At 57.8% G+C, this 12,387-nt stretch carries 7 protein-coding genes and 1 pseudogene; 2 read left to right on the forward strand and 6 right to left on the reverse strand.

Translation table 11 applies throughout. The features are described from left to right. Window positions 1-8 precede the first annotated feature (8 nt). Together HCR76_RS04945 and HCR76_RS04950 are read right to left on the reverse strand one after the other, a co-directional pair. The gene (locus HCR76_RS04945; RefSeq protein WP_166988784.1) at window positions 9-791 is read right to left on the reverse strand and encodes an NAD-dependent epimerase/dehydratase family protein; all 783 of its coding nucleotides are present in this window, start codon (window positions 789-791) and stop codon (window positions 9-11) included. A 187-nt stretch (window positions 792-978) separates the two neighbouring features. Beyond that, window positions 979-2,886: a glycosyltransferase gene (locus HCR76_RS04950; protein ID WP_166988786.1), complete on the reverse strand. Its 1,908-nt coding sequence runs from the start codon at window positions 2,884-2,886 to the stop codon at window positions 979-981. A 195-nt stretch (window positions 2,887-3,081) separates the two neighbouring features. Between HCR76_RS04950 and HCR76_RS04955 the strand changes: the two genes are divergently transcribed. Both HCR76_RS04955 and HCR76_RS04960 read left to right on the forward strand, forming a co-directional pair. Beyond that, entirely contained in the window at window positions 3,082-3,951 is an 870-nt protein-coding gene (locus tag HCR76_RS04955) for an ABC transporter permease (RefSeq protein ID WP_244971485.1), read from the forward strand. A 151-nt stretch (window positions 3,952-4,102) separates the two neighbouring features. Further along, window positions 4,103-4,702 (forward strand): annotated as a pseudogene (locus HCR76_RS04960) (ABC transporter ATP-binding protein); the annotation flags it as partial. A gap of 8 nt (window positions 4,703-4,710) precedes the next feature. On the opposite strand, the gene HCR76_RS04965 reads toward HCR76_RS04960, so the two are convergent. From HCR76_RS04965 to HCR76_RS04980, 4 genes are all read right to left on the reverse strand, one after another. Continuing rightward, the gene (locus HCR76_RS04965) at window positions 4,711-6,042 is read right to left on the reverse strand and encodes an O-antigen ligase family protein (RefSeq protein WP_244971486.1); all 1,332 of its coding nucleotides are present in this window, start codon (window positions 6,040-6,042) and stop codon (window positions 4,711-4,713) included. Further along, complete coding sequence (locus tag HCR76_RS04970; protein ID WP_166988792.1) at window positions 6,039-7,376, reverse strand: O-antigen ligase family protein; 1,338 nt, start codon at window positions 7,374-7,376, stop codon at window positions 6,039-6,041. Before HCR76_RS04970 ends, HCR76_RS04965 begins: the two co-directional genes overlap by 4 nt. A 142-nt stretch (window positions 7,377-7,518) precedes the next feature. Continuing rightward, window positions 7,519-9,336 (reverse strand): glycoside hydrolase family 2 protein, encoded by a 1,818-nt coding sequence (locus tag HCR76_RS04975; protein WP_198248142.1) that lies wholly within the window; start codon window positions 9,334-9,336, stop codon window positions 7,519-7,521. An 11-nt stretch (window positions 9,337-9,347) separates the two neighbouring features. Then, entirely contained in the window at window positions 9,348-12,371 is a 3,024-nt protein-coding gene (locus HCR76_RS04980) for an alpha-mannosidase (RefSeq protein ID WP_342357142.1), read from the reverse strand. Window positions 12,372-12,387 lie beyond the last annotated feature (16 nt).

Raw genomic sequence — 12,387 nt, forward strand, 5'->3', positions numbered from 1 at the left:
TGTGCCTTTCATCTTGACTGTGAAGTCACAAAGTCTGAAATCATGGCGAATTCGGCTGATTGCGACATGATGTACGGGCCTTCTGCGCCCCAGAGGTCTGCGAACGCTGTCCTCATATCTCTCGTGTACATCTTGGAGAACTCAGACTCTGGGCTGTCCGGGGTCTGTTGCGTGATGTCAATGTCGAAGCACACTTGGGCCACATCTGCGCTCGTCAAAGGCGGCGTAGCGATGTTTAACGCATCAAGATCACTGGACCGTGCGAGAGATACGTCGCTCCAGAGGTCCCGAATGTCGTAGTACTGAAAGCGGCCATGTGGATTTATGAACTCAACACGATAGTTGTTCGAGAGGTCATAGATGATTCCCTTTTTTAACCCGTTGCCTAACAGCTGAGGGAGACGAATTGAACGAGTCTTGAATGCGGAACTCAGCCGCTTCTCCTGATGAAGACGGTTCTGGCCGTACGGTGTCAGACCTGTCGGCGAGAGTGGAGTGTTTTCGTCGGGTGAGGTGTCTCCCGGGTACACACAGACAGTAGACATTAATACGAGTTCAGCGATCGAGGCCCTTTCGAGGTGATCGGCCAGTTGATCAACCTCTCGCAAATCATCTGACTGATTGTTGTTGATCCTGAAGGAATCAGCGCGGTTGCCTGCTGATACGACGAGGTCGTAGCTCCTCCCTCGAATGTCTGAGATGTTCTTAGAGTTGTAGAAATCGTCGAACTCAAACTGCGTGGCGACGTTGGAACCCACGAAACCCGTGAAACCGATGAGGGCTGTTCGCATACCTTAGATCAGTCCGTTTCCTGTGTGAAGCTCGTGTACAAAGCTCAGCTAATTGAGCGTCAGTCTATCTGGCCTGAGCTCACTTCCTGCTGAAGCGGTGCGAGTTCGACAATCTGCTCGAGCAAATGGATGCATCGCAAATTGCTCATTCGAAATCGCTTCAGGTTCGTTACAGCCACGCGAGTAGTTAGTTGCCGAAAGTGCTGTTCCAGGAGTCCACCGACGTGATGTCTGGCAGGGCACTCTGGTACGACTTAGAGAGCGTACTCCAACCATCACGGAGCTGGCGATGGAGTGAGAAGCTTTCCGCCAGAAGATGACGGAAGGTGTTTCGATCACGTTTGAACCACGACTTGCCGGATCCATCAGCAGTAGATATGAGCGCGCTGTCAAAGTGCGGTGTACGGAACCATGTGGCATCGCGCTTGGCCAACTCAACTTGCGGTCGCTTGCGATTCGCTACTGTTGGGCTCGTGAACCAATGCCGCAGGGTCATCTTGGTTGTAAAAAGTGCAAGGCTGAGTCCTCGCGGGCCAGGGGCAGAGGAGTACGGCGGCGGTACCGGAAACACCTGTTTGCCGTGATTTGTCGGTGGGATCTCATCGTCGGTACGAAGCACCGTCATCTCGGAGAACGACGCCGCTGCGTTGCGCAGAACTGAGAGTTGCGTCGACAACTGGCGGTGCATGTGGTCAGGGCCGCTCAGGACGTCTCGCAGTGCCATATGGCGCAACGTCACCGCGTAATACTGCATCGAGAGCAGATGCTTGAGATCGAGCCGGAAACTGTCGAGTAGGAGGCCTCCACCCTTGGCAAACCGGGAGTGCAGGAGCCCAGCGACAAGTCGATTGCGTGCATGAAAATATGCCTGCCAATCGATCGAGTCGTCTTTGTCGAGCCAGGAGACATGCCAAAGTGCAACTCCGGGAAGCGAGATAGTCGGGAACCCCTTACTGCGCGCTCGAAGACTGTATTCGGAATCGTCCCACTTGATGAATGCTGGGAGTGAGAGCCCAACTTCTTGAATCACCTTCTTAGGGATCAGGCAGAACCACCAGCCGTTGTAATCGGCATCCATGCGCGAGTGCATCCAACGCGTCTGGCGAAGATTCGTGTTGCGGAAGTCGTGAGGGAAGAGCTCCCGATGTTGCGGCCTCCAGATAAATGGTTTCTCGTCGACGATTTCAGCAAAAGCATGTAGTACGGGTCGGTTGAGTAGGTCGAACATGTGACCGCCGACAATGCTCGGTCGTTTGCTGTGGCGCGCAAATGCGACAGCGCGGAGAATGCTCTCTGGCTCAATCTTCACGTCGTCATCAAGCAGGATGAGAAAATCGCTGTCGTCGCGTTTGAGGGTCTCGGCCATGGAGCGGGAGAAGCCTCCGGAGCCGCCGAGGTTGGGCTGCGTAATGATCTCAAGTTGGTCGCCAAGCTTGTCGGAAACGGTCGAGAAGCCGTCTTCATCCGCAACTTTCTGCGTTCCCTGGTCGATGATGAAGATCTTGTCTATGACCTCAAGCACCTCGGGGCTTTGCGCGAGAGCATCTAATGTGTTCACGCAATAATCGGGCTTGTTAAACGTCGTCGTCCCTAACGATGCTTTGCCTGAACTCTTCTGCTTGGCATCGGTGAGCCATGTTCCCCGCTCAAGAATGAGATCGTCTTTGTCTGCCTCGAGTTCGAACCAGTACCAGCCGCCGTCGCCGAATGACTTGAGTGTGAGATCGAACCTGGATATTTCGGAGCCACTCACACGTCGAGACTCCACGCGCTGCTGCGCGCCCTGGGAGTTCGACCGGTATATAAGCACCGTCCCAGAACCTGACGTAGACAGCTCCAGTCGCACGCGCTTAACGTTCGTCCAATGCTGCCAATATGACGCGGGAAAGGCATTGAAATAGCTCGCGAAGGAAACGCGTCGCCCTGCGGTTACCTGTGCTCTCGTACGCGACAGCACGTTGTCAATGTGAGCATTATTGCTCACTTTGACATTCTGGCCATCGATTGTCGTCCACGTCTCCGGATCCGAGTACAAAGGAAGGACATCCGGGTCGCGGTCAAGCGGGAATACAACGTTCTGCAGTGCGGTCCACATGCGCGGCGTGTGACTCCTCTTCATCTAGGCGAGCGGCGCGAAAGCCACTCTGAGCCTAGCTTCCATGTTTCATGAAATGCTGGCAGGACTCTGCAACCGGCACGATTTCAGGTAGACAGCGCTATGATTCCAGTTGGCCCCAGAGCTTAACCCGAGAGCACGACGACATTGGTAGATGCATTGACGAACGCTGACTTGAGCGATTTCAGAACCCCTGGGCGGGGTCATGGAGTGCTCGACATCTTCACTCGACGCTATCTCTTGAAGGTGCTTGTCAAGAAAGATGTGACCACTCGGTACCGAAACTCTATCTTCGGCTGGCTGTGGTCATACGCCAAGCCCGCTGCGCAGTTTCTTGTCTACTACCTCGTCATGGGTCGCATTATCGGGCTCGACAGGGGCATTGATAACTTTCCGGTGTACCTCTTCTCTGGAATTGTCGTCGTCAACCTCTTTAACGAGTCATTTAGCAACGCGACAACCTCAATTGTCAGCAATAAAGCTCTCGTCAAAAAGATCTATCTCCCGCGAGAGCTGTTTCCCGTGGCCACGGTGATCGTTGCATTCGTCCATTTTCTTCCTCAGGTAGCGATCCTGATCGCTGTCGCTCTCTTGACCGGCTGGATTCCCTCCATGTTGGGGCTGGTCCTGGCCGTTCTGGGGATGCTTCTGATCGTGCTGTTCTCGACGGGACTCGGCCTCTTTTTCGGGGCACTAAATGTCGCGTTCCGTGACGCTCAGAATTTTGTGGAGATCATTCGAACCTTCGCTACGTGGACGGCTCCGGTGCTGTATTCATGGACGATGCTGGCTGACAAGGCGCCTGCCTGGCTGCTCAACATTTATATGAGTAATCCGCTGACGGTCGCTGTGGAGTTCTTCCATCAAGGATTTTGGTTCTCCACATCGACGGGGGCGCAGGCGAATCCACCTACAGACGCCCTGCTACCGCCGCCACTTCTCCCGATCTACGCGGTTGTGGCATTTGCGATTGCGATCGGCACGATAATTATCGGTCAGCTCGTCTTCCGACGCTTCGAGCGCAACTTCGCACAGGACCTATAAGCGCATGAGCACACTCACATCTCGTCCCAGAATCATCGTCGAGAACGTCCGCAAGACGTTCCTCATCAGGCACAGCCACTCAATGAAAGAGGCTGTAATCGGTAAAATCCGCGGCCGCAAGGTGGGTTCGAGCCCGTTCCAAGCACTCGACGAAGTTTCATTCACCATCGACGAAGGTGAATCGGTCGCGATTCTTGGGCACAATGGATCGGGCAAATCGACGATGCTCAAGCTCATCTCTGGAGTGCTTGAGCCCAACGCCGGACATGTGCTCGTTCGCGGACGTCTTGCCGGGCTCATCGAGGTGGGTGCTGGGTTCCACCCCGACCTCTCCGGCCGTGAGAATGTGTATCTGAATGCGGCGATTCTCGGAATGACGGAACACGAGACCGATGAACGTTTCGACGACATCGTGGAGTTTTCGGGAATCCGTGAGTTCATCGACCAAGAGGTCAAGCATTACTCATCGGGAATGTTCATGCGCTTGGCCTTTTCGGTCGCCATCCACACTGAACTCGATGTGCTTCTCGTCGACGAGATCCTCTCCGTCGGAGACGCTCCATTCCGTGAAAAGTGCAATAAGAAGATTCAAGAGCTCATCGACGCAGGTAAGACAATGGTTGTAGTGAGCCATGACACAGGAACGGTGAAGAGGCTGTGCGAACGTGGCATCGTGTTGCGTAAGGGAAAGGTGATCTTCGACGGGCCTGTCGAAGAGGCACTCGAGGTGCACAAAGCGAAGAACAAGTAGTTAGTTACTCAGTTCATGCGATCCGGGTGATTCAACGGCATCGCAGGCCCTGCCGGATGTCTGTCGATTTTCTGCCGCCAGCTCTGGGACTGCGAAGCCTTTGCAGCGCAGACTACGAGCAGGAACCAGCCTGTTCCGGTCAAGATGTGGCTCTCGGCCGCAGACCCTGCCAGTAGCGTCACGAGCACGAGAGCCGGCCACGTGTAGATGAGGCTGCGGCGGTTCGACGCGAGGTTCCACGACCGCAGGAACGCAAAGATGCATAGGGTCAAGAACAGGAAGATGCCGACAAGACCCACTTGCATGTAGACGTCGAGGTAGGCGTTGAGCGCGGACCCGTGGACGCGATCGACTTGGATATTGACGAAGAAGTAGGGAAACGTATCGTTGCGCCACGCGCCGATCCAGCCCCAGCCCTCGAGAAAGTTGTCTTTCACAAGGTCCCAGGTGGCGCGCCACAAGTGATAGCGCACGCCGAACTCGCTGCCAGCATCGAGTAAACGGATGATCAGGTTGCGTGCCAGATAGACGGCGACAACGCCCAACACCGACATCGTCAGCAAAAAGGCCTGAATGACCGTGCGTCGTTCAGGCGATGACTTGCGCAGCCAATACAGGGCGAGCGTCGCCACGAGCACCACCAGAATCAAAAGCTGGTTGACGGGCGATTGTGTCAGCAACAGACACAGCAGTGCGAGGGCAATTGACCCGAAAGCGATCGGTCGGTCGACAGAGTGTGTGCGCCACTCGATCACGAACGTGATGAGAGCGATGACCGTCATCAGTCCGAGCATATTGCGTGTGACGAAGATGCCCTGGATCGGGCCTCCCAGGGCGATGTTGCCCTCAATGCTCAAGAACGGAATCGGAATGTCGAAGAAGATGCCACTGAGCATCTCAAGAATGAGCGACGTAGCAAGAAGTGCGCGGAGCACACCGCCGACCGCGCGCACGATCTGGATCATGTCACGTGACAGCGCAATGGTGAGCGCGACGATCGCCACCGCAATCTGGTAACCGAGGCCCACGAAGCCAGCGGCCGTGTAGTCACTCCAGAAGGAGCTGAGCGCACACCAGACCATGAAGGCGAAGATCGACAGCGGCCACCAACCTCGCCACTCGATGTAATGGCGTCGCCCGATGAGAACGACGCCCGCGAGCAGAACGAGCGTGCACAACGCCCCCACGACGCCGGGCCACCCGAGAAGATTGCGGATCAGCGGAATCGCGAAAATCGTTCCGACTGAACACACCGTGAACGCCTGCGCGAACGGTGCAGAGCTGACAACGTCGTCTAAGCCGTGAGGTGCGCGACCGTTGCTTCCACCCGGCCCCGTCACGGTGCCTCGTCTTCGATGATCGTTCGCTCTTGCTTCGTCTTGAGCACGAGCAGCACGACAAGCACCCAGCCAGACTCAATGAGGATGCGGCTCTCGGCGAGGCTCTGCACCAGAAGAACGACAGCGATCAGCAGAGGAAGAAGCGACAGTGCCGAGTACGGACGATCCGTGCGCAGGTCGAAGCGGGGGCGGTCGATGGCCGTGAACCATGATCGCCACAGGAGGGATGCAACGATGGCGGCGAAGATGACGACGCCCAGAATTCCGAGCTGCAGCCAGACGTCGAGCCAGGCGTTGTGAGCATGAAGCTGCACGACGTCGTGGCGAATAAGGGGGTCGTCAAGGGGGAGTTGCCCGGGTATCCACGGACTTGAGTATCCCCAGCCGAACCAGGGGCGCTCTGACGCGCGGTGAATGACACGGGACCAAAACTCCGTGCGTCCGGTGAGATCTTCGCTCTTACCCAAGATTGCGAGCAATTGATCGGTGAAAAGAAGCACGGATGCAATCACACCAGCGACGATCACGGCAGCGGATGCATAGAGCGTCGTGCGTCCTCGTGCGCTCGCTCGTCGCGCGATGACAACGGCGAGCAGCGCCAGTGCCGCGATAATCGCCGCAACGATGATGGTGCTCGATCGTGTCAGGAGGAACGCGGCGATCGATAGAGCCATCCAGAGCCAGCCCCAGCGCCCGCGCACCGAACCGATTGCGAGTTGGATTCCGACGACGATGATCGCGAATAGAGCGCAGATCGACAGCAGATTCGAATTGCCGAGGATGCCCTGAATTTTGCCGCCCTCGAAGAGCAGGTTTCGCGACCAGTAGGCGAGGAGCGGCGGCTCTTCTCCCACATAAACGCCCCCGGAAAGCGGAAGCACCATGTCTCGTATGAACAGCGAAACCCATAGCTCGAACGCGAGGGAAAGCCCGATGATCCATTTGAGCGCATTTGCCAGGCGGGTGAGCACCTGTTGCCATGTGAACATCAGCGCGACGTAGAGGCCAACGACCGTGCACATGAACGTGCCGAGGTATGTGAGCAGGGTCGCGCCCTGGTAGTTCGACCACGCCACGGACACGAGTGCGAGAACGAGGTATGCGATAAGCGCCTTCGGAAGCTCACGGCGCGACACTTTCGGGCGCGCCATCGCCAGCACAACGAGAGTCGCCAGCGTGTAGGCACTCACGATGGTGACGTACGCGGGCCATCCGGCGAGATTGCGAACTCCCTCGCCTCCGAAAGCTACAAAGAGCCCGAAAGTGCCGTGTGCCGCGATCACCCGTTGTCGAGTGGACAGGGTCGCGGGTGGGGCAACGACGGGCGAGCTCATTTACCCAATCTATCGCGTGGGTGCTGTGATCGCCGTGTCTTCACGTCCCGATTGCTCGAGCGCGTTATGGCTTGTGAGTAAGCGCGGACATTGCCTTCTCCAAATCCAACCGTCAGCGATGCCCGCGTGACGATATTCCGCGTTATGTGTACTTCTGTTCAATCGCGGCAGGCCCATCCTGCGCAGATCGGATGCGAGCGATGTCGAATTTGTCGCTGCGGTCGAAGTTGTACAGTCCGTTTTGCTCCTGGAAGACATCCGTCAATTGTGTGTAGCAGTAGCCAAACATGTCTGCATGGCCCTTGAGCACGGTGACCTGCCCTTCAAATCGTTCGTAGAACTCGTCGATGCTGCGAACTCGCTCGCCATAGCCCCATCCGCTCGCCTCTGCGTGCTCCGCCTCGGCGGCGTTCCACCAGATCCCGCCGAACTCACTCACAAAGAATGGTTGTCCAGCGTAGGGTATAGACCAAGATTCACCGGTCGTCGGCGACGGGTTAACAAACGGGTCGCCTTCGCTCAGCCGCGCGAAATGATCCGCGAGAGATTGAGGGTCCTGCTCGTATTGATGGCTGTCGAACACGTCGGATTCACGGACCCGGTGAGCGTATCCAGACGTGTCTAAGACCGGGCGGGACGTATCAAAGGCCTTTGTAGCCAAGAACATCCCGCGCATGATGTCATCGAGCGCCGTGATGTGATCACCGTACGCCTGCCAGGTCTCGTTCATCGGGCACCAGCCGATGATCGAGGGGTGCGAGTAATCTCTCTCGACGACCTCGAGCCATTCCTGAATGAACGACCCGTCGGGCTGCTGATTGCTCACCTCGCCCTCTTCCGAATTGCAGCCCCAGTCGCCGAATTCACCCCACACGAGGTATCCGAGCCGGTCAGCATGGTAAAGAAAGCGCTCTTCGAAGACCTTCTGGTGCAGGCGCGCACCGTTGAAACCGGCAGCAAGTGAGAGCTCGATGTCGTGAATCAAATCTTCGTCGCTCGGTGCCGTCATGAGACCTTCCGGGTAATACCCCTGGTCAAGCACGAGCTTCTGAAACACAACGTCGCCGTTCAGACGGATGGCTCGGCCTGTTATAGATACACTTCGCAGTCCCGCATACGAGTCAACGACATCGAGCCGAGTCCCATCCGACCCGCGCAATTCGAAGCGCACGTCGTAGAGGAAGGGATCGACGGTGGACCACAGGCGTTGTCGTCCTTCGGCGATTGGAAGAGTCAGTCGAGGAGCGAGATCAAGGTCTGCGCGCACCTCTGCGCGTGAGACTTCACCATCATCGTCCGATACCACCGCGATTACACGTGAATTTCGGGCGGTGCCCGATAGAGGCACCTCGACGTCGAACGACCCTGCTGCGACGTTGGGCGTGATGCGCGGGCGGCGAATCGCGATTTCTGGAACCGGCTCCATCCACACGGTCTGCCAGATGCCCGTTGTGCGCCAGTAGCGGGCGCCCGTCGGCGCATATGTTCGCGACTGTTTTCCGCGCGCTTGCGGCGCGTGGGGTTCGTCCCGTGCACGCACCACGATGGGAACCTCTGATCCAAAGTGAACGGCGTCGGTTATATCGAAGGAGAAGCTCGAGAACCCGCCACGATGCCGACCGACCTCAATGCCATTCACCCACACGGTCGCGTCGTGGTCGACAGCGCCGAAGTGGATCACCACGCGATTGCCATCCCAACTCGCAGGCACGTGGAGCGATCGGCGGTACCACACAGCATTGTGGAAATCGAGGTCGCCGATGCCGGAGAGTGTGCTCTCCGGGGCAAACGGCACAAGGATTTCTTCAGAGAGTTCCGCGTCGCGGAGCCCGCGCTCAAGCCCTGAGTCGCTGCGGTCGCTCTCGAACCCCCAGACTCCGTTGAGATTCATCCAGTTCTCACGTCGGAACTGAGGACGCGGGTAATCGGGCCGGGGAATGTACATCGGCTCTTCGGTCATGATGGTCGTCCTTATCGGTTCAGGGAGGCGAAACGGAGAGTTACGAGTTCGAATGGGCGCAAGCATAGATCGACGGAGGTTCCGTCGATCACAGAGCGCAGCGCGACGGCCGGTGCTGAGTCTTCCAGAAGGTCGGTCGTCTGAACGCTGCTCCATGCGTAGTTCGTGCGCAGCGTGGCGGAAGATCGATTGCCATGGGCTTCATACACTCGCACGATGAGATCACCCGATCGATCTTCTGCCAGCTTGACGCTCTCGACCACGATCGACGGATCGCTCACTTCGAGAAGCGGCGCCACGGCGGTGCCCCGCACCTCACGCAGGGGGAGATGTTGGGCATAGCCGTCGGCAATCGCCTCGGGGATGCCGCCGGGGCGTAGTGCCACACTGAACGAATGATGGCCCTGGTCTGCACGCGGATCCGGGTAGCGCGGCGCGCGCACGAGTGAAAGCCGGGCTGTCGTCATGGGTTTGCCGCTCGGCGATTGTCCGTTTCGGATGTCGTGTCCGTAGACCGTATCGTTGGATATGGCTACCCCGTAGGAGGGCTCGCCGACATGGACCCAACGGTGGGCGACTGTTTCGAACCGTGCAGCGTCCCACGATGTGTTCTGGTGTATCGGCCGGTGAAGGTGACCGAACTGGATTTCTGAGGTGGCATGATCTGCTCGGATATCGAGCGGGAAGGCGAGTTTCAACAGTTTCTGAGACTCGTGCCAGTCAATGTCGAACGTGTACTTTACGTGCCCATCGACGAGGCTGAGACGTACATCTATCGTGGTGTCGCCCACGACGTGTCGAGCGAAAACGGCATCTTCGTCAAGATGGATTCTGACAGGCTCGAGTAAATCCTTCCGCGAGCGCTTGTCTTCGTCATTGATATCCCATGCGTCCCATTCCCGTGGAGTATCGCGGAAGAGCTGTAGCACACCGCCCGCGGTTCCCTCCGGTAGGAGCTCACGATTCACGGCGAGATCCACGACAGAGAGCAACGCGCCGCGACGGTCGATCTCGACGCGGAGAGAATCGTCGATGAGCACGAAGCTATCGCCGTTGTCGCGTGCATCGACTGCAATACCGGTGCATTCTGGGCCAACGCCCATCGCTGGAACTCCTCGTCGAGCGAGCGGACCGGCATTCGCCTTGAGTATTTGACCTCCGTCTCCAGAGAGCTGCCTGAGTGAGCGCTCGATGACAGACGTGAGCTCTGACTCCACCTTTGCGTATTGTTGCTCTGCCTCTTGATGGACCCACGCGATTGAGGTTCCAGGGAGTATGTCGTGGAATTGCAGCAGAAGAACGGTCTCCCACGCTTTCTCCAAGGTCTCATACGGGTAGTCCACTCCGAAACGCATGGTCGCTGTTGCGGCCCAGAGCTCGGCCTGCCGAAGCAACGCTTCGGAATGGCGGTTTCCACGTTTGCTGCGCGCTTGCGAGATCAACGTGCCCCGGTGCAGCTCGAGGTACATTTCGCCGACCCAGACGGGTGGTTCTCTGAGTTCGGCGGATGCTGTTTCGAAGAACGACTCGGGATCGCTGAGACGTACACGCGGTGAACCATCGAGATTACGTTTACGCGCAGCAGCTCCGAGCATCTCGCGTGTGGGACCACCGCCGCCGTCCCCCCAACCAAAGAGTCCGATGACATTGCGCGCAGCGCCCTTCTGGCGGAACTTTCGCTCGCTTCGCGCTAAATCGGCAGCACCGAGATCGGAGTTGTACGTCTCGGCAGGGGGAAAGTGAGTAAACAGGCGAGAACCATCGATGCCTTCCCAGAGGAAGCTTGAATTCGGCATTGGATTCGTCTCGTTCCAGGAAGGCTTCTGAGTCAGGAAGTGTGAGATTCCCGCAGACCGAATGATCTGGGGCAGAGCGCCGCTGTAACCGAAGGAATCGGGGAGCCAGCCCACGTTGCTTGTGACTCCGAATTCTTCACGAAAGAACCTCGTGCCGAGCACGAACTGGCGAACGAGCGCCTCGCCGCCAGGCATATTTGTGTCTGACTCCACCCACATTCCGCCGACAGGTCGAATACGGCCGGCTTTGACTGCCTTTCGAATGCGTTCGAAGAGTTCGGGCTGGGTGTCCCTGACCCAGGCATACTGCTGTGCGGACGACGCAGCGAAGACGAAATCAGGATCGCGGTCAATCAGGTCGAGAACATTCGAAAACGTTCGCGCGACCTTGCGGATCGTCTCACGTGTTGGCCACAGCCATGCGCAGTCTATGTGCGCATGCCCGACCGCAGAGACGATCAGGGCGCTTTCTGGCGCAGTACCGGAGAGCACGCTGGCGAGGGCTTCTCGGCCAGCAGCGGCTGTCTCAGCGATATGGTCAGGGTCCATCACATCGACCATGCGAGCAAGCGCATGAATGATGTCAGCTCGCCGTGAGCCGTCAACGGGGAGAACGTCGACGAGGCCATCGAGGGCCGTTATGTCTTGGAGGAGTTCCCATACGACGAGGTCTCGACGTGAGATCGAGAGTTCGCGGAGCGTATAGATCGGCTCGCTGCCAGCCGTCGACTTATCACCGACGTGCGTAGGCTCGTACTCATATGGAACCTGCACGACAGGATTCGCGGCCGCCTCGATGAAGATTCGAAACGGCCCAACATCCGGTAGTGGCACCCATGCGTTCAAAGGTTCGAGTGCCTTGATTATTGACCCGTTCTCGTCGTAAACCGTTCCCTCGGCCTGGAATCCCGGTTGGTCGGAGGTGAACCCGAGATCGACGACGAGCTCCGTCTCCGACGGATCCCAGTCTGACGGCACTTCGCCCTCAACTTCAAACCACACGGTGTCCCACGGGCGACCCCAGCACGCGCCAAGTTCAAACGGCTCGAAGGTCTGTGCCGTCGCATGCGAGAACGGCACTGGTTCGCCGTTCACTTCCCAGGCACGAACCTGCACGGGACGTGCTTCGCAGTAAATGGCCGGCTCGATGCGGAATCGTGTGAAGCGGCGCACTCGAAGCATTGCGAGGGCGGCCTCGTCGAGCTGAGTTCGTCCGTGCGGGTTGACATCGACTACCAATGAATCGTTCCTTTTC

It is taken from the genome of Paramicrobacterium chengjingii (genome assembly GCF_011751765.2).
Classification (GTDB): domain Bacteria; phylum Actinomycetota; class Actinomycetes; order Actinomycetales; family Microbacteriaceae; genus Paramicrobacterium; species Paramicrobacterium chengjingii.